Here is a 24,291-nt window from a genome sequence, read left to right on the forward strand (position 1 = left end):
GGCGAGGCGATCGAGGAGGCCCCTTCCCGATCGCGCCCTTCCTTCCCTGACGGAGCACCCCATGTATCTCGAACGACTGAAGCTGGATGGTCGCCGTGCGCTCGTCACCGGCGGGGCCAGCGGCATCGGCCTGGCGTGCGTGGAGGCGCTGGCGGAAATGGGAGCGCAGGTCGTCATCGCCGATCTTTCCGAAGCGGCGATCGCGACCGCCCGCGCGGCGATGGCGGACAAGGGCCATGCCTGCGAGGGCGCGGTGATGGACGTTACCGATTCCGCCCGTGTAACCGCAGTGGCCGACCGGCTCGGTGCCATCGACATCCTCGTCAACAACGCCGGCATCGCCCGCAGCGAAACCGCCGCCGAGACGGTGGCAGACGAGCACTGGCTGAACGTCATCGACGTCAACCTCAACGGCACTTTCTGGTGCGCGCGCGCCTTCGGGCGGCACATGCTGGAGGCGGGGCGCGGCAGCATCGTCAACGTCGGGTCGATGAGCGGCTTCATTGTCAATCGGCCGCAGGGGCAAAGCTACTACAACGCCTCGAAGGCGGCGGTGCACCAGCTGACGCGCAGCCTTGCTGCCGAATGGGCCGACCGGGGCGTGCGGGTGAACGCGGTCGCGCCCACCTATATCCGCACCCCGCTCAACGAATTCGCCGACAAGCAGGGCGCAATGTACCGCCGCTGGATCGATTCCACCCCGATGGCGCGACTGGGCGAGCCGGAGGAAGTGGCCTCGGTCGTGGCCTTCCTCGCCTCCGATGCCGCGAGCCTGATGACCGGCAGCATCGTGCTGGCAGATGGCGGCTATACCTGCTGGTAATCCCATCCGTCATTGCGAGCGCAGCGAAGCAATCCAGAGCGGTTCCACACTGCCCTGGATTGCTTCGCTGCGCTCGCAATGACGTCGGCATGATGATCCGATCGGTCAATTCAACGCGCCGAACGGCACATCCGAATCCCCTCGCTTAACCTTTCAGATAGGTTAGACCTGTCATATAGGTTGCAACGCCGACTCCCCGGGCACGTACCCGAGAGAGCGGCGTCGGGAGAGAACTATGAAATCACGGATCTGCCTGCTCGCCGGTGTTTCGTTCCTGGCCGCAGTTACCGCCTCTGGCCCGGCGATGGCGCAAAGCGCCGCGCCTGCCGCGGTATCTGCCGCCGCTGAAACCGCGCCCGAGATCGTCGTCACCGCCCGCAAGCGCACGGAGACGCTGCTCGATGTTCCCGTCGCCGTCACCGCTGTCAGCGGCGATGCACTGGCCAAACGCAACATCAATTCGGTGCGCGAGGCCGCCGTGCTGACGCCGGGCCTCAACATCAGCAGCGACGGCGCGGGCCGCGCCTTCGTGTCGATCCGCGGTGTCGGCGTGACGCTGGTGCAGTCTGTCCAGCCGGGCGTGGGCCTGTTCGTGGACGGCATCTATCGTCCCAACACGGCCTATCTCAACAACCCGCTGCTCGACGTGGAGCGGATCGAGGTGCTGCGCGGACCACAGGGCACGCTGTACGGCAAGAACACGCTGGGCGGCGCGATCAACGTCATCACCCGCCAGCCCGGCAACGATTTCGAGGCGCGCGGACAGGCCAGCTATGCCGGGCCGGACAATGCCTGGCTGGTGTCCGGCTCCGTCTCGGCGCCGATCGTCACCGACAAGCTGGCGATCCGCGTGGGCGCCTCGCACCGCCAGCAGGACGGTTTCATCAACAACACCCAGATCGGCGGCAAGGCCAACAGGCTGAACACCGATCTCGGTCAGCACCACCATCCGCGCCACGCCCACCGAAGACCTGACGATCGTGATCAACGGCTACTACGACTGGGTGAAGGGCGCCAACGTGCCCTACGCCCGCGTCACCGGCCCGACCGACTATTCGCGCGACAACCAGTTCGACAGCCTCGGCACCACCACGTACCGCTATCGCGGCATCAATGCCCGCATCGAAACCCCGATCGAGGCGCTGAACACCAAGGTCTCGCTGCTCGCCGCCTACGATCTGCGCAACACCAGCGCGCCCGACACCGATGGCGATTTCGGCCCGAGCGACCCTGCCCTGCCGATCCCCGCCGTGCGGCAGGGCGGCACCGATGCACTGCGCACCAAGACCGTGGAACTGCGCTTCGACACCGAATTGAGCGACCAGTTCTCCACGCTCTTCGGTCTCTTCTACAGCCGCGAGACGACCCGCTCCGACCAGCTGACCAACATCGCCATCCCGCTGATCGGCCTCAGCCTCAACAACCGCGCGCAGAATTCGACCAAGGCCGATACCTACGCCGCCTTCGGCACCGCATTCTGGAAGCCGAGCCCTGACTGGGAAGTCGCGCTCGGCCTGCGCTACGATCACGAGGACCGCTCCGCGACCGGCCGTGTCAATGGCGGCACGCCCACCAGCGTCGGCCTGAAGTCCAACCAGGTCGAGCCGCGCCTTTCGGTGACGCGGCACTGGAACAAGGAGTTCATGACGTACGCCTCGGTCGCGCGCGGCTATCGCGGCGGCGGCTTCAACGCGGTGACGGCCCCGGTGCGCGTCTACAAAGGCGACTCCGCCTGGACTTACGAAGTGGGCGCCAAGTACGCCTCGGCAGATCGCAGCTTCACCCTTGCGGGCGACGTGTTCTATTCCGATTACAAGAACTACATCGGCCTCAACTCGATCGCCCCGGCTTCGACCGGCGGGCTCGTCACCGTCGATCTCAACTCGGGCGACGTCGAAAGCTACGGCGCCGAAGTGGAGGCCACTTTCAAGCCGGTGCCGGAATGGACTCTCTCGGGCGGCGCCACTTATATGCATGCCCGCCTGACCGACAGTTCGCCTTACACCGCCGTCACCGGCCGCACCCTGGCGACCGACCGTCTGACCTTCCAGCCCGACTGGATGTTCAACCTGTCGAGCGATTACGTCGTGCCGGTCGGTGAAAACAGCCTCACCTTCAGCGCCAGCGTCAACGGCAAGGGCAGCCGCTCGGCCGCCAGCCTCAACCAGACGACGCCGACGATCCTCAAGAGCTACGTCCTCGCCAACGGCTCGATCACCTACCGCATGGGCAATGTCGAACTCGCGGTGTTCGGCAACAACCTGTTCAACAAGAAGTATTTCGACAGCTACATCGAGAAGACGACGCTGGCGCTTGCCGGGCTGCCCGCGTCCGACCTCGGCATCATCGGCGACCTTCGCCGCTACGGCGTGCGCGCCAGCTTCCGTTTCTGAGGGACACCATGTCAGCCCACTACACCCCGCAGCCGCGCAAGCCTCTGCCCGAAGGTTTCCTGACGGCGCTGCGCAGCCTGTTCGGCGATCGCCTGCAGATGGGCGAGGCGATCCGCCTGCAGCACGGCAGCAGCGAGGCGCACTTCACGCCAAGCCTGCCCGATGCGGTGGTCTTCCCCTCTCGACCGAGGAAGTGGTCTCGCTGGTCAAGCTGTGCGGCGCGGCGCAGGTGCCCGTCATTCCCTTCGGCGCGGGCACCTCGATCGAGGGCAACACCATCCCCGTGCGCGGCGGGGTGACGGTGGACCTCAGCCGGATGGACGCGATCCTCGAAGTCCATGCCGAGGACTTCGACTGCACGGTGCAGGCCGGGGTACGGCGCGAACAGCTCAACGAGCACTTGCGCGACATGGGCCTGTTCTTCCCGATCGATCCGGGCGCCAACGCAACCATCGGCGGCATGGCGGCCACCCGTGCCTCGGGCACCAACGCGGTGCGCTACGGCACCATGCGCGAGGCGATCCTGTCGTTGCGGGTGGTGACGCCCGACGGCAAGGACATCCGCACCAGCCGCCGCGCCCGCAAGTCGGCGGCCGGGTACGATCTCACCCGCCTGATGATCGGCAGCGAGGGAACGCTGGGCATCATCACCGAAGTGACCCTGCGCCTCCACGGCATCCCGGAAGCGATATCGTCCGCAGTCTGCAGCTTCGAGACGCTGGAAGGCGCGGTCGATACGGTGGTGCAGGCGATCCAGATCGGTGTGCCGCTGGCGCGAGTGGAAATTCTCGACGACACGCAGATGCGCGCCGTCAACCGCTGGTCCAAGCTCGACTATCCCGAGCTGACGACGCTCTTCTTCGAGTTCCACGGGTCGCAAACTTATGTGGAGGAGCAGGTTCGAACGGTGGAGGAGATCGCCGGAATGAACGGCGGCGGCCAGTTCCGCTGGTCGAACCTGCCCGAAGAACGCTCGAAACTGTGGAAGGCCCGGCACGAGGCCTACTACGCCGCCGTCAACCTGCGTCCCGGCGCGGTCGGCTGGGCGACGGACGTCTGCGTGCCGATCAGCCGCCTCGCGCAGTGCATCACCGAAACCAAGCAGGATCTGGAGACCTCCAGCGTCCCCGGCACGATCCTGGGCCATGTCGGCGACGGCAACTTCCACGTCGTCTTCTCGGTCGATCCCACCGTGCCCGAGGAAATGGTCGAGGTGGAAGCGATCAACGAACGCCTCGTGCGCCGGGCGCTGGCCATGGACGGCACCTGCACCGGGGAACACGGCATCGGCCTTGGGAAGCAGGATTGGCTGGTCGAGGAGCTGGGTGACGCGGTACGCCTGATGCGCCTCATCAAGCAGGCGATCGACCCGCACGACCTGTTCAATCCGGGCAAGATCTTCGCGAAGGAGGGCTGATCGGTGGCAAGCATCGCCCTACCCGCCGCTCCCACTTTCTCCAGCCGCCTGGTCCCGCTGCTGATCCTGGCTATCGCGATGGCCGCGGGCTTCACGATGATGGGCTCGTTCAGCATGGTGCAGGAAGGCGCCAAGGCGGAAATGGGCCTCAGCGATACTACGCTGGGCGTCGTGCAGGGCGTGTCGGCGGCGGTGCCGCTGGTGCTGTTCTCGATCCCCATCGGCATCCTCGTCGATCGCCGCAACCGGGTCCGCCTTCTGATCGCACTGAGCCTGATCTGGACTGCTGGGACGCTGCTGACCGCCTTGGCGCACAGCATTCCCGTGCTGTTCGCCGCGCGCATGCTGGCGGGTATCGGCACCACCGGCGCGCTGACCGCCGCGCTCTCGCTGACCGCAGACTGGTGCGGCCCCGCCCAGCGCGGTCGGGCGATGCTGGTCGTCACCCTGGGCAAATGTCTGGGCCAGGCCGGTGCCTTCGCGCTGGCGGGCTGGCTGCTCGGCCTGCTGCTTCACGCGTCGCTGCCCGGTCTTTCCGGTCTGGCACCGTGGCGGAGCACGCATGTCCTGCTGGCCGCGATCAGCCTGGCGCTTACCCTGCCGCTGCTGACCTTGCGCGAACCCGCACGGCAGGAGGTGATGGCCAGCACGCATGCGCCCTTGCGCGTCGTTGCGGGTGAACTGTGGGCCCGCCGCGCGTTCCTGATACCGCTGTTCGTGGGGCAGGTCGGCGTGGTGATGGCCGATGCCGCCGCCGCGATCTGGGCCTCGCCCGTCCTTTCGCGCAGCTACGGCCTTGCCCCGCAGGACTTTGCCGGGTGGATGGGCGCGCTGATCTTCGCGACCGGCGTGGCAGGCTCGATCCTGGGCGGCATCGCGGCTGACTTCGGTCACAAGAGCGCCCGGCGCGGCGGCCTTCTGACCGGCGCGGTCGTGGCGGCGGCGATCGGCGTGCCCGCCGCGCTGTTTCCCGTCGCGCCCACCGTTCCGCTCTTCGCGCTCGCCATCGGCATGCTGATGCTGTGCGGGACGATCACCGGGCTCATAACCTCGGTGGCATTGACGGTATTGATCCCCAACGAGCTGCGCGGCCTGTGCATCGGCGCGTTCATCGCGCTTGCCGGCCTCGTCGGCTTCGGTGTCGCTCCTTCGCTGGTCACTGCGGTCAGCGGCCTGCTAGGCGGCGAGCCGCATCTCGGCCAGGCGCTGGCCATCGTCGGTGTAGGCGTCAGCGTGATCTCGGCGCTGGCCTTCGCGCAGGCCAGGCGCCACGCCCCACTTTCGGCGACCCGCGAACCTATCTGATAGCTATTGCCAACAGCTATCAGATAGGTTAAACTTTCTCCCGAAAAACAAAACGAGAGGCTGCCCGCATGCGAGGCCAGATGGCTGCGATCGAGGTTTCACCCGAGATGCTCACACTCGTAGGCCCCGGCAAGGTCGGCCGGATCGGCCCGCCACCGCGCGCGGTCGGGTTGGTCATTACGTTCGGCACGAAGGGCAGGGGCGCCAGCCTGCGCTACCTTTCCAGACCCAGTGTCCGCCTGCTCGACAGCGAGGTCGAAGCCCGCCTGATCCTGCTGGTCTCGCGCAATGCGTGCGAGCGGATCGCTGGCGGTCCCCTGCGCTTTTCCGACCATGCACTGTTCCACGTCCCCGTCGCACTCCGTACCATCGCGCTAGCAATCCGCGACTGCGATCTGCCGGAAGCGGCGGCCACGCCCTATCGGCTGGCGAAGAGCATCGAACTGCTGTGCGACCTGCTGCGCGCGCACGGCGCCGATGCGCTGGTGCCGATGAGCGCGGATGGCGCGCTGTCTCCCGAAGACACCCAGCGCCTGCTGGCAGCGCGGCGGGTGATCGACGAGCGCTGGGCCGAGAAGCTGACGCTGGACATGATCGCCCGCGCCTCGGGCCTCAATCGCGGCAAGCTGACGCGGGGCTTCCGCGAGATGTTCGACTGCACCGTGGCAGACGCCATCTCCGGCCAGCGCCTTGGCGAAGCGCGACAGATGCTGCTGGCGACCGACCTGCCGGTATCCTCTATCGGCTATCGCTGCGGCTATCTCAACAATGCCAGCTTCACCCGCGCCTTCGTGCGGCACTTCGGCGAAGTCCCCACCCGGTTCCGCGCGCGGAGCCTCGCGGCATGAGCACGCGCCCTGTCGAAAGCGGCGGCTCGCTGGTGGAGCACGCGGTGCAGGCAGTGCGCAGCCATATCCGCGATCACAACCTGAAAGTGGGTGACAGCCTGCCCGGCGAAGGCCATTTCGCCGCGGCGCTGGGCGTCAGTCGCGCGGTCATGCGCGAAGCGTTCGGCGCCTTGGCGGCTCTACGACTGCTCGACGTCGGCAATGGTCGCCGGGCGCGGGTCGGCGCGATCGACGGATCGGTGATCGGCGCCTCGCTGGACCACGCGGTGACCACGTCACAGATCAGCGTGGCCGAAGTTTGGGATGTCCGGCGCACGCTCGAAGTCCGCATAGCCGCCCTTGCGGCAGAGCGCCGCAGCGACGAACAGGCCAGGCAAATCCTGGCTCTTGCGGATGCTATGGTCCGGGATCAGGCAGACATGGCGCTGATGACCGCGCATGACACGCAATTCCATCAGGTCCTCGCGGCATCGACCGGAAACATGCTCTTTGCCCAGATCGTCCGTTCCTTTGCGCCGCAAATGGAAATTGCCGTTCCGCGCGCATGGGAAACCCGCCATGCGCAGGCCGAGAAGATGGCGATCCTCTCGCTGCACCGGCGCATTGCGGAGGCCATTGTCGATAAGCAGGCTTCAGAAGCGATTGCAGCCATGGAAGCCCATTTCGATGCCTCGATCGGCGATAACCTGGCCTGGTAACTTTACAGGAACCTATATTCCAACGTCGTCAAACGAATTTCTCAGTAACAACTGCGACGAAGCAAACTCACCAGCGAATGGGCAAGACTGCCAAACCGCATTTTTGCGCTTCCCTGATAGCAGGCGGCACCACTCACCGTACGATCGAAAGTAGCCAATCAGCAGCAAGAGGACGCAAAACCGATCATCGGCAGCTTTATCGAAACGAATAGGCCTACCGTCAGGACTCATTGATTGAGACAGAAGATGACGGTTGCAGCGATGCAGATGCCGGACATGAAGGTGTGGGCACAGCGTTCGTATCGAGTATGAATGCGCCGCCAATCCTTAAGCGTGCGGAACATGTTCTCGATCCTGTGTCGCTGGCGATAGAGCACGGCATCGCGCGGGATCGGTGCCTTCCGGTTTCTCTTTGACGGGATGCAGGCGGTGATGCCGCGCTCCGCGAGCGCCTTGCGAAACCATTCGGCATCGTAGCCTCGATCCCCGAGCAGTGCATTGGCTTTGGGCAGGGCGTCGAGCATCAGGGCAGCGCCTTCATAGTCGCTCATCTATCCTTCGCTCAGCAGCATGACCAGCGGTCTTCCCTGACCGTCGCAGACGGCATGGATCTCCGAGTTTCAGACCGCCTTTGGTGCGTCCGATACGTCGGGGAACAGCCCCTTTTTGAGCAGGCAGGCTACCCTACGATGCGCCTTGAGATGGGGCGCGTCGATCATCGACTGGTCGGGCTTGCCGCCTTTGGCCGAAAGAGCCGCGAAGATCTTGTCGAATACGCCAAACCTGCTCCACCGGATGAAGCGGTTATAGATCGTCTTGGGAGGTCCATAGTCAGCGGGCACATCGCGCCATCCCAGGCCATTCCTGATCACGAAGATAATACCACTGATGATCCGACGATCATCGACCCGTGGCACGCTGTGCGACAGCGGGAAATACGGCTCGATCCGGCGCTTCTGCGCCTCCGACAGCCAGAGCAGATCACTCATGGCGACGTCTCTCACGCAACCATTGAACCAACCTATCCCATCCTCGCAACCAATTTAATAGGTCCCTGAACCTAGATCACCTCAAGCGCGGCGAAGTGGGGATTGGGTGGGTGGATCGAACGGATGCGCGGTAGGCAGCGGAGCACTCGGGCACATCGCGACTTCAAACCTGGCCGCGTTACTGAAGGTCAATTCGATGTTAGGGCTTTTCGGCACTCGCTTTGTAAAGCTGCTTTATTTCGGCAAGCCTTCAGACGTCGTAGCTCACGTATGTAATAGTACGCTACTTCTAAAACCACCTCAAATTCTAGTCTTGCGCGCCGCGCCGATCCTGCACGTGAAAATCCGACCCTATTCGTGGTCATAAGACTTCCTCACTCGTCGGACTCTTCCACCGGAAGAGGTACATTGTGGCGGCTACGATAGCGGCGCTGTGCCCCAACTGCGCTCCATTCACCGAGGCAGTCGATTTTCCTGGATCGTACTTCGGCGAAAAGGGTTCCTGCCACGGCATCAGTCCGCAGCAGCCTTTTTGACGGCAACGTGATCGGATCTCGGCGGCTCTGCGAGCCGGGCACTCGTAGCCACGATCGCGACAGCAATTGCAAAGATGATAATTGTCGTCCTTGCCCAACCCTGCTGAGAAACCCTTCAAAAATTCGCCTGTTCGACTCCACCGGGCGCAAGTCAGTGCAGCTTTAATTGACGGCGGCATTACGCCTGCTGCAGCACATCAACTGTCCCAGCTGCTTCTTGATTGACGACGTCCAGGCAGCCCTTTTTTGAGCTGCAGACGCAGATGCTTGATGTTTGTGAATTGCCCGCTCCGCGCGAGATCGAACGGTACGCTCAAGGGGCGTGTCGCTAGAAATCCATTTCCAACCCCTGATCATCGAACCGAACATGCAGACCTTTGGCATCTGGCTCGGAAAACACGCACCGCCTCAGTCGCGGCTATTCTCCGCCTTCGACTTGAACCAACCGAACCGTAAAGACGCTTCCTTGTCCCTGGCCTTCGCTTTCGACAGAGACGCTGCCGCCATGCAAGGTCACCAGTCGGTGCACGAGAGCAAGACCGATGCCTAGTCCCCCTTGCGCATAGGCGCGATGATCCTCCACTTGCGCGAAAGCCTCGAAAATGCGCGCCTTCATATCGGCCGGTATGCCCATGCCATTGTCTGCAACCTCAATGACTATCTCGCCGCCGATGGTGCGGGCCGATAGCTTGATGGCGCCACCAGGCGGGGTGTACTTCGCTGCGTTTCCGAGCAAATTTGCGACGATCTGGGCAACCCGGGAATAGTCGCCGTCAAACCAAACGGGTTCCTCGGGCAGCACGACGGTCAGGTGATGATTCCCAGCCTCCATGTGGTGCTGGCTGCTTTCAACTGCGAAGCTCAAGGCGTCTGCCAGCGCAATCCGTTGAATTTTCAAAATCATTTTGCCTTCGGTGATGCGGGAGACGTCGAGCAAATCTTCCACCAGTCGCGTGAGGTGGGACACCGTACGCTCCATTCTGGCATGGATGATACCCGCCTGATCCGCGGAACGCGGACGCCCAAGAAGCTCCACCGCCCCCATGAGCGCTGCGACCGGGTTGCGCAGTTCGTGAGCAAGTACGGCAAGAAACCGATCCTTCGCGCGATCGGCCTCGCGAAGCGCGGCCGCGGACGCCGCCAGTTCATCGCGCTGGGCCGCTATCTGTTGCCGTTGCCGATGAAGATCGCACAGAACGCGCACCTTGCTACGCAGAACATGCGGTTCGATCGGTTTGGAGATGAAGTCGACCGCACCTGCCTCGTAACCCTGGAAACGTCGATGCGTATCAGCTGCGCCCGCTGTCACGAAGATGATAGGAACATGGCGTGTTCGCTGCATGCCACGCATCAGTTCCGCGAGTTGGAAGCCGTTCATCTCGGGCATCTGCACATCGAGAAGCGCAACGGCAAAGTCGTGCGCGAGTAGCAACTCTAGTGCTTCTGTACCTGATCGAGCCTTGAGAACTGTTATATTTTCGTCTGTGAGCAAAGCTTCGAGCGCCGTCAGATTGGCGGGAAGGTCGTCGACCAAGAGAACAGGAACGTGATCACTCATGTTCATGCCGCTTTCCTTCCGGCCTCGAGGAGGCGATCAGCGATCTGCGACAGCGAGAGCACGTGGGCGCTGCCGCAAGCGGCCAGCGCGGCATCTGGCATCGCCCGGGCATAAGCGGTCTGGGGGTCCTGCACATAGACCTGTCCGCCCGCTTCCGCCACCGCCTTAAGGCCCCGCGCACCGTCTTCGTTGGCGCCGGTCAGCACCATTGCTATCAAGTCGGAACCATATGCTTCGGCTGCGCTCTCAAACAGGACATCAATCGATGGCCGAGAAAAGAAGACCGGTGCGTCTGTGGACAGCGACAGCGTTTGGCTTGAACCTTCGGTCCGTTCGACAAGCAGGTGGTAGTCCGGCGGAGCAAAGTAGATCGTACCCGCCGTGATCGGCTCTTTGTCCTCAGCCTCACGAACCGCAACCTGGCACTTGACATCGAAGAGCGCGGCCAGTTCGCTGCGGCGTCCCGGAGGCACGTGGACAACCACGATAATCGGCAGGGCGAAGTCGCCGGGCAGCACCGGCAGGATGTGAAGCAGTGCCTGAATCGCGCCAGCCGAGGCGCCGATCACAATGGCCGCGGAGGCAGAGGCAACTCTCATGCTTTTCGCCGCTGGTAGATTTTCTCTTCGCGAACGAAATCTGCAAAATCGGCCGAGTGGGCTGAAAATCGCAAGGATCCTTCGAGCCCAGCCCGAGGAACCCGTTGCGGGTCAGCGAGTCGCGGAACAAGCCAACAGCGCGATCCTGTAGCGCTCGGTCGAAGTAGATCATCACGTTGCGGCAGGAAATCAGGTGCATTTCGGAGAAGACCGCGTCGGTAACCAAGCTGTGGTCCGAGAACACCACCCGCTCGCGCAGGGACTTATCGAACACTGCCCCTCCGTATCCGGTCGTGTAATAGTCGGAGAGCGACGATCGCCCTCCTGAAAGCCGGTGGTTTTCGGTGAAAGCCTTGATCCGCTCGAGCGGATAGATGCCGCGCTCGGCGGCTTCCAGCGCTTCGGAATTGATATCGGTTGCGTAGAACAATGTGCGCTTCTCCAGCCCCTCCTCGCGGAACAGGATGGTAAGCGAGTGCAGTTCCTCGCCTGCGCTGCAGCCCGCGATCCATACCTTGAGCGAGGGATAAGTGCGCAAGTGTGGCACGACCTTCTCGCGCAGCGCCTTGAAATAGCTGGGATCGCGAAAGAAATCGCTGACCTGCACAGTCAGGAAGCGCAGAACTTGCGCGGCCAGGGCAGGATCGTGGAGTAGCTTGTCCTGCAACGCTGAGAAGGTGGCAAACCCCATGCGCTCGCGTGCCTGGCGCAGGCGCCGCCTGATGGACGCCTGAGCGTAATTACGAAAATCGTAGTGGTAGCGGCGATAGATGGCCTCCAGCAGGAGGCGGATTTCGATATCCTCTATTTTATCCGCGTCCATCAGCATGACCTCATGCTCACCGCGGCATCCATACGCGCACCAGGCTGAGCAGCTTGTCGACTTCCAGCGGCTTTGCCATGTAGTCGTTGGCGCCGGCCTCGATGCACCGTTCCTGGTCGTCCGGCATCGCCTTGGCGGTCAAGGCGATGATCGGCAGCTTTGACCAGCGGGGATCCTGCCGCAACGCGCGAGTAGCGGTAAGCCCGTCCATTACCGGCATCATCACGTCCATCAGCACGAGGTCAATGCGCTTGGCAGGCTCGGATGCCGAGGCATCGAGCGCGTCGAGCGCCTCTTGGCCATTGCGGGCGATCTCCACGCTGGCGCCTTGCGGCTCGAGGATGTTGGTGAGGGAAAATACGTTGCGCACATCGTCCTCGACGACCAGAATTCGCCGCCCTTCCAGGATCGCATCACGATTACGGGCCGCGCGGATCATCGTCTGCTGCTCGGCCGGCAAGTCCGTCACGACCTGATGGAGGAACAGCGAAACCTCGTCGAGCAGCCGTTCAGGTGAGCGCGCGCCCTTGATGATGATGGAGTCGGAATAGCGCCGCAGCCGCTGCTCATCCTCGGGCGACAAATCATGTCCGGTATAGACGATCACGGGCGGGAAGGCGTACGCACCTTCCTTGCTGAGTGTTTCCAAGAGGCTGAACCCACTGGCATCAGGCAAATTGAGGTCGAGGACCATGCAGTCGAAGGTCGTCTCGCGCAGCGCCGCAAGGCATTCGGCAGCGCTGGCGACGCCAACTGTCTCTACATCGCCGGTAGCCAGCAAACGGCTGACGGCGTCGCGCTGCACCGCATCGTCCTCGACAATCAGAACCCGCTGCACATCGGAGGAAAGCTTGGCGGCCAGCGCCTCCAGCACGCCCGCCAGTTCCTCGCGCTTCACCGGCTTGACCAGGTAGCCGATCGCCCCGAGCGCCAGAGCGGTCTGGGTATGATCACTGCCCGAAACCACGTGAACCGGAATGTGCCGCGTCTCGACGTCTTGCTTCAAGCGGTCGAGCAGGGCGAGGCCTGATTGATCGGGCAATCCCACGTCAAGCACGACCGCATGAGGCTTGAACTTGCGGGCAAGGTTCAGTGCTTCTTCGGCCGTTCCGGTGACAAGACACTGGAAGCCCATCTCGCGCGACATGTCGCGCACGATTCCCGCGAATGCCGCGTCGTCCTCCACTACAAGCAAAACCCGCTGTCCGGCGCCGAGCACCTCGCGATCGTCCTCAACCTGCCTCACGATCGGTACGGCACGCGGCTGCGGCGAACTGGGCTGGGGCGCGGCGGCTGGCACCGGCAAGGACACTTCCGCAAGCCGAGCCGGATCGAAGGTCAGCGGGATAGTCAGCGTGAAGCGGCTGCCTTCGCCAACGATACTGGTCAGGGCAATGGAGCCGCCGAGCAGCCGCGCCAGTTCGCGCGAAATCGACAGTCCGAGACCAGTACCGCCAAATTTGCGGCTGATGGTTCCGTCAGCTTGCCGGAAAGCTTCGAAGATGCCCTTCTGCTGCTCATGCGGTATGCCGATGCCGGTATCGACCACTGTGAAAGAGACCTGCCCCTGCCCGGCGAGCGCGATCTCCAGCGTGACAGACCCGCGCTCGGTGAACTTGAAGGCATTGGAGAGCAGGTTTTTGAGAATCTGCTCGAGACGCTGGCGATCCGTTTCGATTTCGCCGGGCACAGCGGGGTCTACCGTGACCGAGAAGCCAAGGCCGCGATCTGCCGCCACCGGTTCGAATACCGGGCGTAAGTCCCGCGCGAACCGTTCGACGAGCACGGCTTCCGGACGGATCTGGAGATGCCCGGCCTCAATTTTCGAAAGGTCGAGAATATCATTGATGAGCGCCAGCAGGTCGTTGCCTGCGGATTCTGATGGTCCGGGCGAACTGGACCTGTTCATCGGTCAGATTCTCGCTGCGGTTATCGCCCAGCAACTTCGAGAGAATCAGCAGCGAATTGAGCGGAGTGCGCAGTTCGTGGCTCATGTTTGCCAGGAAGTCACTCTTGTAGCGGCTTGCTTGTTCCAGCTCGGCCGCCTTGGCCTCGACCGCTGCGTTCGAGCTGGCGAGATCGTCGCGCTGGTTCTCAAGCAGCTGCGCCTGCTCTTCGAGCTGCGAGTTGGTCTGCTCCAGTTCCACCTGCTGCTGCTCGAGGCTGGCCTGGGATTCCTTGAGCGCGCGTCCCTGCTCCTCCAGTTCCTCGTTGGAAACCCGAAGTTCCTCGCTTTGCACCTGCAGTTCCTCGGCGTGATGCTGAAGCTGAGATCGGTAGCGGGCCGAGCGGATCGCACTGCCCATCGAACTGGACGCTTCGGCAAGAAACGCCAGTACGTCCTCATCCACCCGCTGGAGAAAGCCAAGTTCGATAACACCCTGGACCGAACCGTCAGCGCTGGCAGGAGCAATGACCAGGTGGCGCGGCTTGTCATTCCCAAGCGAAGAACCGATCGTCAGATAGCCGTCGGGAATGTCGCTGAGCACCACCGGCTCGCCGTCCACCGCAACCTGGCCGAGCAATCCCTGCTTGCGATTGAACCGCTCGATGATCTGGGCATCAGGCGCCACTCCGTAAGCGGCGACGCGGCGGAAATGTCCGTTCTCGGACGAGAACACGGCGCCGGCCTGCGCCCCAAGATAGCGGACGAGGAAACCGAGAATGCCATCCCCCAGCGTGTCGATCGGCTGATCACCAAGCAAGGCGGCGGCCATCTCGACCTGACCAGTCTGTAGCCACTGCCGCTTGCGATTGGCAACGGCGGAGCGGTACATCAGCAGGCCGATGATCAGGGTCAGCGCGATCCCCAGCAGGCTGGAAAGCAATCCGCTCACCCACGCCGAGCGGTACGCCTGCTCCATCTCGGCGATGCGCTCGGTGCGCAGGCGGATTTCCTCCTGCTTCATGACACCCAGCTGCGCGCGCAGCTCGTCCATCTCGATCTTGCCGCGATCGCTGTTGACGATCGCCAGCGCCTGCGCGGCGCCGCCGGACTGCCGGAGTGCGATCGTTTCCTTCAGTTCAGCCAGCTTGCCATCGATGCGAGCGCGCAGCGGCGCAACACGAGCCTGCTGATCGGGATTGTCCCGGGTCAAGGTCGCAATCGTCGCGAAGCGGGCATCGATGTCGGACAGGGCCGCACGATAGGGAGCGAGATACCTCTCGTTTCCAGTCAGGAGATACCCCCGCTGCCCGGTTTCGGCATCCTGCATGGAGGACGTGAGATCGTTCATCCCGACGATGACTTCGTGTGAATGAACGATCTTGCGCATATCGTCGCGCAGCACAGTCACATTCATGTAAGCGACGCTGCCGCTGCCGATAAAGAAAACGACAGCCATCGCCAGACCAAGCATTGTCCAAGGGTCCATCCCCCGGCGCGATCCATGGTCATAACGGGCCTCGATGCGGGCAGGATTGAATCTCATGTAGCGTCCACAACAAGAACCCAGGAAAGCCTTCGCTTGCGTTGATTGTGTAGCTGGAGCAAGCACTTCTTCACTTCGAAAGGGGGCGCAGATCACGTCCTGCGCCGAAAACCGTGACGCCGCCCGCAAACAGACCGCTCACAAGTTCGCTAGCAAGTGCGACTTTAAGGCCCGTCCCTCGCTCACGTTGCCAGGCGACCGTCAGCGGAGGCGTACCACAGCTTCCAGGCCGACCTGCGCTTGGCAGCCGTTCCCATGGCCGATCCCTTATGAGACGCTCGGCGATCAAATCTGGGTCGCGAGGTGTAAACGGTACGGGAAGGAAGGCATTTACAGCGACTCGGTATGGACAACATAGCGCCAGGGACCGCTGCGGATCGCGTCGAAAGGATAGCAGGTCGCAAGGTCAAGCCGTTCGCCCATTGAATCATCCGGCGGAGCATAGCGGTCCCACCGCACGATGCTCGTACCGGTCACTCGGTAGCGCAGCAGCGTCCCCTCGCGCGTCTGAAGGGTGACAAAATCACCTGTGCGCATGTCATGCAGAAATCTGAAATGGGTGTCGCGATGAGCGGCTATAACGGCGGTGCCGGCGTGCCCTGGCATTGCCCCGGCCGGGAGCAGCGTCGGGCCGAAAGCGAGGGCTTGGCCCGATCCTCCGCCGAGAACGACGCGCGTCACGCCCAGCCTTGCAACAGATAGGCGCGCGACCGGCGCGGTATCGGCCCAGGGCCAGGGCCTGCGGGGCCGGTGGTCGACAAGACTCGCCTCGAAGGCATGGTCCAGCAGTGCTTGTGCGACCGCTGCCTTGGCGGGTATGTACAGCCCCCTGCCGATTTCGACCATTCCGCCCAGGCATAACGCCAGCAACAGGGTCGCCGCGACGCCGTGCCTGCAAAGGGCCTCTTTCGAACGGCGCGCAAGCTTGCCGGCGCGGCTCACGCCGCCCTCCGGCGCAGCAGGCAGGCGAAACCGGCAAGGCTCGCGAGCAGGAGGGCCAGGCCCCGGCCGAGCAGACCGAGAAAACCGGTGCCTGTCTGGGGCAGGTCCAGCGCCGCAGCCTGCATCGCGGCGCTATCGCCCGAACCTTGTGGATCAGCGACGTCCGGAGCAGCGCCCTGGCCGAAGAGAGTGTCGAAGTCCCAGCCCGCCGGCAGGTTGATCGGCAATTCCTCACGCGTCAGACGGGCGCCGGCGGGGCGAGACGGTGTCTCGTCAACCGCGACGAGGCTGGTGCGACTGGTGACGATACCGCTTTCCATGCCGATCCGTTCGACTTCGGCATCGGCCTGTTCGTCTTCCAGTTTGCCGAGCGCGCGGTCTGCCTCGATGTGGCTGATGCGGCTGCGGGCCCAGACTTTTTCTATGGCCGGGCTAGGCAGAGCGCTCGCCAGATCGACACGTCGCTCCCACGCCTTGCCGCCGATCGTGCCGCTCACGGTCAGGGTGCCCGAAAGGTGGTCGGTACGCCCCACCAGCACCAGCGGCCTGCCGGCATAGACGTCCGGAAGGCGCGAGGGGGTGAGCTCGAGCGAACCGCCTTCAACCCGCACGGAGAGGTCGCGCACTGCGGGATGACTGAGCACGTCGAGCAGCGGCATCATCTTGGCGGTGACTTCCCCGAGGCGCCGATATGCGTGTAGAGCCCCCACCGATCGTCGACATGCGCTCCATCAGGTAGTCGTTTGGCGCCGAGCCTATACCGACCATGAAGACATGGCTACGGCCCCCATCGGCGCCGATCGCGGCTACCATCTCGCGCTCGTTGGAGATTTCCCCGTCGGTCAGGAAAACGATCTGGCGCAGGATGGATGGATCGCTGCCGCCACCGGTCGCGGCATCCGCCAGCGCCGCCTTGAGCGCGGGCAGCATCTCCGTTCCGCCCTGCGCCTCCAGCGATCCGGCGAAGCGCCGGGCGAGATCGACCTGGTCAGGCGTGGCGGCGACGCTGTGGTCGAACAGCCGGGTCATAGTATCGTCGAAGCGGATCACGTTGAAGTGGTCCTGCGGTCGCAGCGTACCCAGCGCATGGAGCAGGCTGGCCTTGGCCTCTTCCATCGAATCGCCGCCCATCGAGCCGCTGTTGTCGATCACGAACACCATCTCGCGCGGAGGTGTCGGCAGCGAGGAGGTGTCGGCGGGCGGGGTCACCGAGGCCATCACGTAATCGCCCCTGGCGGTATGCTGCGCGAACAGGCCAAGTGTCGGATCGGCGGAGGCGGAGCGCCATTCCAGAACGAAGTCCCGGTCCGCCGGGACACTGCCGTCCAGCTTGATCGTGCGATCGCCGAGTGGACCGGTGATATTGACGCGGTGGTAGCGGCTGATGAGGTTGGCGACCTCGAAACCGGGGGCGAGGCGGACCGAAATCGACGTCGGGTTGACCGTTTCTCCAAGTCCCGGAGCGAGCACCGGTGCGGCGGTGACGGCATTGGCGTCGGCGACGGCAGCCACCGTGCCCAGCGTGTGCGGCGGTGTATAACGCGGGCCGGCGACCAGCGGCAGTCGGAGCGAGAAGGTGCCGTTGGCCTGGCCTACAGGGGCCTGGTACTCGATAGCGATCAGCACCGTTTCGCCCGGGCCGACGTTGGCGACCATGGTGGTGAACATGTTGGGTCGCTGTTGCTCGACGAGGCCGGCCTTGCGCCCGCTCGCTTTCGCCGCCTCGTAAGTGGCGCGGGCCTTTTCGCGGGGCTCTATGTGGCCGACGATCACGCGCTGGCCTACCACCATCCTGAGCGAATCCACCGCACCGTCCTGCGGCAGTGGATAAAGGTAGCTGGCCTCCATCCACTTGCCCGAGGTGTTGCGGAACGCCTGGACCACGCGCACGCGGGCCGTCTGACCGGTCACGGTCACGTCGATGTCGGTGCCGAGGCGCACGGCGGACATGCTCCGGACGATGCCTTGGCCACGCAGCATCAGGGTGCCGGTGGCGGGCCCCTCATCGCCCGAAGCGTCGTCGGATGCGCTCTCGTCGGCAGCGGCCGCGGTGGTTGCGTCAACGGCAAGCGCAATGGGAGCCCCGAAGGCCAGCACGGCGGCGGGGATCAGGGCGCGGCGGAGAGAGAGTGAATGCGGCATCGGATGGCTCCTGCGACTGGGGAGCCCACCCTCTATGCGCAGGGCGGTGCACACAGCCACGAGCAGTTTCAGCCGGTTCCTGCCGAGCCTTGCGCACGGCGACGCAAACTAGCGGAAGGATTGACGCAATGTGCGGATATGTGCGCATATGTACGCATGGACACGACCCTAGGAGATGACCGGCCAGACGCCGAGGGCCTCTCAGTAGAAAGCGCCGAGACCGCGCGGCGCGTACGCGAGGAAATCGCCCGGCGCCGTTTGTCGCGCCAGGCGCTGGCGGACATGGCGCGCATCAGCCTGTCGACGCTGGAAAAAGCGCTGGCGGGCAAGCGAGCCTTCACGCTCGCCACACTCCTGCGGATCGAGGAAGCACTGGGCGTAAGCCTTCGCTCCGCCTCTGCGCCGCCGGCGCCGACCGGCGGTGACATCGCGCCCGAGGCCATGGGGGCCTACGCCCGCTCGGCTGTGACCTGGCTGGAGGGATGCTATCTCACCGTCCGGCCCAGCTTCGGCACCACAGGCGGCCTGTTCGCATACCTGACGACGATCCGCTGGGTCGCGGAGAAGGCCTGCCTCGGCTTTGCTGAATCGGGTCGTTCGGATTCCCGGTTCGAGCAGGCCGGGCAGGTTTCCATGCCCAACCTCTCGGGCCACATCTATCTCGTCACCAACGAGCAGGGGCAGTACCGCCTCGCCATCCTGTCGCGCCCGACGATCGATGGCGGACTGTTCGGCATCCTGACGACCCTCGAAGTGGGCCATGGCTCGCAGTTGGTGCCGGCCGCTGCTCCCATCGCCTTGCGCAAGCTGGGGGATAGGGAGGACGCACCGCTTGGCCTGGTCACGCCCGAAATGCTCCATTTCGCCGCATATCGGGAGATGCTGGACCGCTCGATCGAGGGCGACTTCGCCCGCCTGCACGTTCCCGGATGAGCCGGGCCATGCCGACGGTCCATGTTCAGAAATGGATGTCTATGTAGTTTGTCAGGCCGTCGCATCATTCGAACTCGCGCAAGCGATAGTAGCGCCGCCTTTGGATGGTCGCGACCTGCCAGGTCTCGTCCTTGTCGTACACGCGGCTGCGTCGGGAGTGTGGGTGATCCCAATGCGGCCGGCGAGGGTGAAGTAGTCGGTGCCGATCTCTTTGATCGTATCGTCGAGGAGCGGGCGCTGGGCACGGCGCGGCCTCCGCTCGCGCAATTCCCATGAGCCGCCTTTGGGCACTTACTTAAGTAGTATCACGAGTATTGCACAGTCGATCCATTGCAGCGTCAGCCCATTGTTCGCGCGAAAGCGCTGTGCGGCCTTGCGATCGAGGATGCCGGTGGGGGCGGGAGAATAGTAACGCCGGGCTTTCGACAGCCCTTGCAATGCGTGCAATCGGTACCAGAAAGCAGCTTTTTAAGCACGTAGCCGCTATTCGCCTTTCAGTGTATCCGATGAACATGCCTGAACATGCTCCGCTCACCGTGCTCGAGACGTACCAACTTCACGGCGGTGCTTGGCCCAAATTGCGTAGTGATCACTTAGCGGAACGCTCATGGCTCGATCGCTTTTGCGACCTTTTACCGACTGGCGGTACTGTGCTGGATATCGGTTGTGGTTCCGGGCTGCCAGTTGCTGGCGATTTGATCGGCCGCGGCTTCAAGATCACGGGAGTAGATGGCACGCCGGCAATGCTTGAGCTGTTCCAACACAATCTACCTGGCGTTGAGGCGCATCTCATCGACATGCGGAAGCTCGCCTTCGATCGACGATTTTCAGGTCTTCTCGCATGGGATAGCCTTTTCCATCTCTCGCCTTCTGACCAACGTGAGATGTTTGCGCGCTTCCATGCGCATGCAGAATCTGGTGCGCCCCTTATGTTCACCAGTGGATCATCTGAAGGCGAAGCCATTGGCGATTTGGAAGGAGACCCACTCTATCATGGCAGCCTTGACTCTGAAGAGTATCAAAGCCTTTTGGACAAGGCTGGCTTCGTCGTCTTAGATCACGTCGTTGAAGACCCGTCTTGTGGCTTTCGCACCATCTGGTTGGCCAAACGCAAAGAGTGAGGAGAACGACGACCAAGATCGTGGACGCGCTCGTCAAAAGTTTGAAAGTTGCGCGCACCGGTGGTCTCGACCCGACTCTTGTCGGCCGCTCAACGCCGAAATTTCGCTTACCAAGTGCGGACCGGCAGCATTTCAATCCCGCGCACGTAGAAGCGGCCGATTACGGAATTCCAGCTTACCGGCGCGAAGCAGTTGCTCCGCAGCCTTCAGGCATGGCGTGTTGGTGCGAATGGGAAGTTAGATGCCGGCCAGTATCCACGCCTTTACATTTGCTCGATGCCGATTTGGAACCTGTTGTTTGAGCGGCGCCGATGCTGATGCGTCTGGGAGGAATTTGAGACGAAAGGTAGCATCAGGTGCTATAGCGAAGACAGTGCCGCAGCCAGATCGTCCTTGCGAAACGGTTTGGTCAGCCGCGGACGTTCGGCATCGATACCTTCAAGGTCCGCATACCCAGATGCCAGCAAGACGGGTACTTCTGGACGTGTGGATTGCACATTCTGGGCCAGTTCGAGCCCGCTCATTCCCGGCATCAGGTGATCGGTGATGAGGACATCGATATGCTGTCCTGATGCCATGATCTGCAAGGCTTCCTCTGCTGAACTGACTTCAATGGTCTCGTAACCGAGGTCCGATAGCATGTCGGCGGTGCTCATACGGACCAACGCTTCGTCGTCGACGAGAAGGGCAGTGCCCATGCGTGGGGCGTAAGGGATAATCGGAGGCGGTATCACGTACTCGTCAGCCCTTTGTTCGCTGAGCGGGAGCCATAACCGCATGTTCGTGCCGAGCCCGAGATGACTCTCGATCGTGAGCGCGCCGCCCAACTGGGAAGCCAGTCCGTGCACCATGGACAATCCCAGCCCCGTACCCTTGCCGATACCCTTGGTGGAAAAGAACGGCTCGATGGCACGGGCTATCGTGGCTTCGTCCATGCCGGTGCCGGTATCGGCTACCGAAAGACAGACGTACCTGCCTGGCACTAGCCGTGACCGGTGCCCCGAACCCACGTTTGCCACCGAAGCCGAGATACGTAGCGTACCTCCCTCCGGCATGGCATCGCGGGCATTCACGGCGAGGTTGAGGACCGCCATTTCCAGCTGGTTTGGATCCGCCTTGGCGGGCGGAATGTCCGCAGGGCTCTCGACGACGACCTTGATCTGCGGGCCAGTCGTGCTTTCGATGAGTTCGCCCATGTCCGCGACCAGTTTCGCAATATCGACCGCTGTGGATTGCAACGGCTGACGCCGCGCGAAAGCGAGCAGGCGCTGCACGAGAATCCTTGCGCGTTCTGCCGATTGTGCCGCGCCGGCAATCAGACGCTTTTCGCGCTCCCCGCCCACGTCTCTTCGCTGCAATAGATCGAGCGCACCTACGATCGGCGTGAGAAGATTGTTGAAGTCATGAGCAACGCCGCCGGTAAGCTGGCCCATGGCTTCCATTTTCTGGCTCTGACGAAGCGCTTCATGTGCTTCCTCCCGCTCGGTGACAGCTTCGGCAACCCGGGCCTCCAGCGTGGCGTTGAGGTCGCGAAGCGCAATCTCGGCCTGCTTGCGCGCGGTGATGTCAAGCGCTGTCCCGGCGACGCGCAAGCAGCGCCCGCTTGCGTCGAATAGACCCCGGCCCTTTGCTGCGACCCAGCGTTCGACGCCGTCCTCCTTGCCGATGGTGCGGTAATCGACATCGTACAAGGTACGAAGATCGGGGTCGGCAGCGGCAAGGTAGGCTGCTATGGTCGCGTCGCGGTCTTCCGGATGAAGCCCGCCGTAGAAATCGTTCATGCTCACCGGCACATCCGCGGATATCCCGAACATAGCCTTTGTCCTGGCCGGCCAGATCAAGCGGTCGCTGATGACATCGACATCCCAGAAGCCAATTTCTGCGTTCTCGACGGCCAGACGCAATCGCTCTTCGCTTTCCTTGAGACGCGCTTCGGCTCCGACACGCTCGACATGCGCCCAACACCGTTCGACAGTCTCCTTGACGAGCGCGATTTCCAATGTGGTCCAATGACGAGGTTCATTCTGATGGATCGCCATCATGGCCACCAGTGAGCCATTCTTGACGAGCGGGCAGCACACGATTGCATTGATGCCGATCGCCTGAAACATCTCCCGGCCCTCACCGGCATCCAGTTCTTCCGCCACGTCACTTACGACGAGGGTATTTCCCTCACGCATGTCGGCGGCTGCGCGTGGACCGAACAGATCGAGGCTGTAGACGCCGGCGGAGCTTACGATGCCGCTTGCCGTGTAGTCGCTGCAGAATCCAGAATCGATCAGCATCGGTGTCGACGTCCGCATAGGCGCATCGCGACGCCGCCAGCTTGCGCCCCAGCATCTCGGTCGCTGCTCGCATGGCGTCCGATGCGTCTCCGGCGCGGAACAGACGTTCCTCGATTTCTCCGAAGAACCGCAGTCGCGCTTCACTTTCGCGGAGCGTCGCTTCGGCTTCATGTTCACGCGTACGGTCGCGGAATATCTTGACGAATCCTGCATCACCGCCTGCCAGAGGCATGGTGAGGCCGGATCCCCAGAACCGCGAGCCGTCCTTGCGGACGTGCCATCGCTCGTTGACAGCGCGCCCGTCACCAACGGCGCGCTCCATCTCCTTGGCAGGCTCGCCACTTCCCGTGTCTTCTGTCGGGAAGAACATAGCGCCCGAATGGCCAAGTGCCTCGTGCTCTGCGTAACCCAGGAGCCGAGTGGCGCCACTGTTCCAGCCCGTGATCGTACCTGCAAGATCAAGCGTCACGATGGCGAAGTCTTCCGCCCCTTCTACGATCTGGCGGTAGCGTGCCTCGCTCGTCCGCAACTCGAGTTCGGTCAGGGCGCGGGCGATGACGATTCCCGCGGTGCGCACGACGAAGCCGACGATCTCTAGATCTTTTTCGACCGGAGCGCAGGTTTCGCGGTGATAAAGGGCAAGCGTACCCACGACTTCGCCCTGGGTGGACCGGATCGGGAATGACCAGCAGGCACGCAGGCCGTGCGCCAGCGCCAATTCCCGGTACTCGGACCATAGCGGGTCCGTTGCGATGTCGATGACGAACACCGGTTCCTTGCGGTGTGCTGCGCTCCCGCATGAGCCAACGGCGGGACCTATCGCGATACCGTCGATCGCTTCGTTATAGGCAGCGGGCAAGTTGGGGGCAGCGCCGTGCCTCAGCCGCTGGCTTTCCTGGTCAATCAGAAGGATCGAGGCGATGACCCCCGACGAGGACAACTCTTCGACCTCGCGCACGAGAGCCTCAAGGGTCACCGCAAGCGGTGCTTGGGCGACCGCGAGTTCGAGCACGCGGTTCTGAGCATCCGCCAGCGCGGCAGCATCGCGAACTTCGTATTGTCGAGCCCGGGCTTTCAGCGACGAGCGGATTGCGCCAAGCATCGCTTCGGCATGCAAGGGTCGCTCGAGCAGGACAACGTTGCCAAGCTCCGCCAGGCGCGCCGTTGCGGCGACTGTGCGCGGCGAGCGCGAACCGTTGGCAAGCACGACGAAGGGAACATCCGACCATTTCGGTTGCCCGGCCACCCAGGTTGCCAGTTGGGACGGAATTGGTGCTGCAAGAGCTTCTTCGGTGAGAAGAACAGTCCCGGCCCCTTCCAGCAGCCGCTCGACAAGGTCCTGCTGGTCAGAGCAGATGTGCGATGGAATCGCATTACGGGCAAGGAGGTCGGCGGCGATGGCCGCATCACGCCCGCGCGGCGCCAGGATCAAAACACGGAGGTTCATC

General features: G+C 63.2%; 16 protein-coding genes and 5 pseudogenes. 10 read left to right on the plus strand and 11 right to left on the minus strand.

What is annotated here, in order from left to right:
- Positions 1-61 precede the first annotated feature (61 nt).
- The 3 genes and pseudogenes from KZO24_RS21750 (at position 62) to KZO24_RS21760 (ending at position 3,216) form a co-directional block, all read left to right on the plus strand.
- Entirely contained in the window at positions 62-823 is a 762-nt protein-coding gene (locus KZO24_RS21750; protein WP_486487678.1) for an SDR family NAD(P)-dependent oxidoreductase, read from the plus strand.
- Positions 824-1,127: 304 nt separating this feature from the next.
- Positions 1,128-1,478: pseudogene (locus tag KZO24_RS21755) on the plus strand (TonB-dependent receptor plug domain-containing protein); the annotation flags it as partial.
- 325 nt (positions 1,479-1,803) lie between these two features.
- Positions 1,804-3,216 (plus strand): TonB-dependent receptor, encoded by a 1,413-nt coding sequence (locus KZO24_RS21760; protein ID WP_486487679.1) that lies wholly within the window; start codon positions 1,804-1,806, stop codon positions 3,214-3,216.
- Between the two features lie 11 nt (positions 3,217-3,227).
- Here the strand turns inward: KZO24_RS21760 and KZO24_RS21765 are convergent, their stop codons facing one another.
- Positions 3,228-3,359 (minus strand): hypothetical protein, encoded by a 132-nt coding sequence (locus KZO24_RS21765; protein WP_486487776.1) that lies wholly within the window; start codon positions 3,357-3,359, stop codon positions 3,228-3,230.
- Here KZO24_RS21765 and KZO24_RS21770 point away from each other — a divergent pair.
- The 4 genes and pseudogenes from KZO24_RS21770 to KZO24_RS21785 all read left to right on the plus strand — a co-directional run bounded on the left by KZO24_RS21770 (position 3,315) and on the right by KZO24_RS21785 (position 7,484).
- Positions 3,315-4,633 (plus strand): annotated as a pseudogene (locus tag KZO24_RS21770) (FAD-binding oxidoreductase). The gene KZO24_RS21765 and the pseudogene KZO24_RS21770 overlap by 45 nt on opposite strands.
- 3 nt (positions 4,634-4,636) lie before the next feature.
- On the plus strand, positions 4,637-5,938 hold the full coding sequence (locus tag KZO24_RS21775) for an MFS transporter (RefSeq protein ID WP_486487680.1): 1,302 nt from the start codon (positions 4,637-4,639) through the stop codon (positions 5,936-5,938).
- A gap of 68 nt (positions 5,939-6,006) precedes the next feature.
- A complete protein-coding gene (locus KZO24_RS21780) occupies positions 6,007-6,786 on the plus strand; it encodes a helix-turn-helix domain-containing protein (protein ID WP_486487681.1) in 780 nt (259 codons plus the stop codon).
- The gene (locus KZO24_RS21785; protein WP_486487682.1) at positions 6,783-7,484 is read left to right on the plus strand and encodes a FadR/GntR family transcriptional regulator; all 702 of its coding nucleotides are present in this window, start codon (positions 6,783-6,785) and stop codon (positions 7,482-7,484) included. The genes KZO24_RS21780 and KZO24_RS21785 overlap by 4 nt, the downstream gene beginning before the upstream one ends.
- Before the next feature lie 227 nt (positions 7,485-7,711).
- Here the strand turns inward: KZO24_RS21785 and KZO24_RS21790 are convergent.
- The 8 genes and pseudogenes from KZO24_RS21790 to KZO24_RS21825 form a co-directional block, all read right to left on the minus strand.
- Positions 7,712-8,473, minus strand: a pseudogene (locus tag KZO24_RS21790) (IS5 family transposase).
- Positions 8,474-9,427: 954 nt separating this feature from the next.
- Positions 9,428-10,573, minus strand: a complete 1,146-nt coding sequence (locus KZO24_RS21795) for a hybrid sensor histidine kinase/response regulator (RefSeq protein WP_486487683.1) — start codon at positions 10,571-10,573, stop codon at positions 9,428-9,430.
- A complete protein-coding gene (locus tag KZO24_RS21800; RefSeq protein WP_285020541.1) occupies positions 10,570-11,166 on the minus strand; it encodes a chemotaxis protein CheB in 597 nt (198 codons plus the stop codon). The genes KZO24_RS21795 and KZO24_RS21800 overlap by 4 nt, the downstream gene beginning before the upstream one ends.
- A pseudogene (locus tag KZO24_RS21805) lies at positions 11,163-11,989 on the minus strand (CheR family methyltransferase). The gene KZO24_RS21800 and the pseudogene KZO24_RS21805 overlap by 4 nt, the downstream one beginning before the upstream one ends.
- Positions 11,990-12,005: 16 nt before the next feature.
- A pseudogene (locus KZO24_RS21810) lies at positions 12,006-15,363 on the minus strand (response regulator).
- 387 nt (positions 15,364-15,750) lie between these two features.
- Positions 15,751-16,362: a class GN sortase gene (locus KZO24_RS21815; protein WP_486487684.1), complete on the minus strand. Its 612-nt coding sequence runs from the start codon at positions 16,360-16,362 to the stop codon at positions 15,751-15,753.
- Positions 16,359-17,024, minus strand: a complete 666-nt coding sequence (locus KZO24_RS21820) for a hypothetical protein (RefSeq protein WP_486487685.1) — start codon at positions 17,022-17,024, stop codon at positions 16,359-16,361. The genes KZO24_RS21815 and KZO24_RS21820 overlap by 4 nt, the downstream gene beginning before the upstream one ends.
- Positions 16,963-18,504 carry a VIT domain-containing protein gene (locus KZO24_RS21825; RefSeq protein WP_486487686.1) on the minus strand — a complete coding sequence of 514 codons (1,542 nt, stop codon included), beginning with the start codon at positions 18,502-18,504 and terminating at the stop codon, positions 16,963-16,965. The genes KZO24_RS21820 and KZO24_RS21825 overlap by 62 nt, the downstream gene beginning before the upstream one ends.
- A 156-nt stretch (positions 18,505-18,660) precedes the next feature.
- Between KZO24_RS21825 and KZO24_RS21830 the strand changes: the two genes are divergently transcribed.
- The 3 genes from KZO24_RS21830 to KZO24_RS21840 all read left to right on the plus strand — a co-directional run bounded on the left by KZO24_RS21830 (position 18,661) and on the right by KZO24_RS21840 (position 20,860).
- Complete coding sequence (locus tag KZO24_RS21830; RefSeq protein ID WP_486487687.1) at positions 18,661-19,437, plus strand: helix-turn-helix domain-containing protein; 777 nt, start codon at positions 18,661-18,663, stop codon at positions 19,435-19,437.
- A 512-nt stretch (positions 19,438-19,949) separates the two neighbouring features.
- Entirely contained in the window at positions 19,950-20,558 is a 609-nt protein-coding gene (locus KZO24_RS21835) for a class I SAM-dependent methyltransferase (RefSeq protein ID WP_486487747.1), read from the plus strand.
- A 20-nt stretch (positions 20,559-20,578) separates the two neighbouring features.
- Entirely contained in the window at positions 20,579-20,860 is a 282-nt protein-coding gene (locus KZO24_RS21840) for a hypothetical protein (RefSeq protein WP_486487688.1), read from the plus strand.
- Positions 20,861-20,917: 57 nt separating this feature from the next.
- On the opposite strand, the gene KZO24_RS21845 is transcribed toward KZO24_RS21840, so the two are convergent.
- Complete coding sequence (locus tag KZO24_RS21845) at positions 20,918-22,843, minus strand: ATP-binding protein (RefSeq protein WP_486487689.1); 1,926 nt, start codon at positions 22,841-22,843, stop codon at positions 20,918-20,920.
- Positions 22,731-24,290, minus strand: a complete 1,560-nt coding sequence (locus KZO24_RS21850; RefSeq protein ID WP_486487690.1) for a GAF domain-containing protein — start codon at positions 24,288-24,290, stop codon at positions 22,731-22,733. The genes KZO24_RS21845 and KZO24_RS21850 overlap by 113 nt, the downstream gene beginning before the upstream one ends.
- Position 24,291: the final 1 nt, after the last annotated feature.

It is taken from the genome of Novosphingobium sp. NFX11 (genome assembly GCF_057376415.1).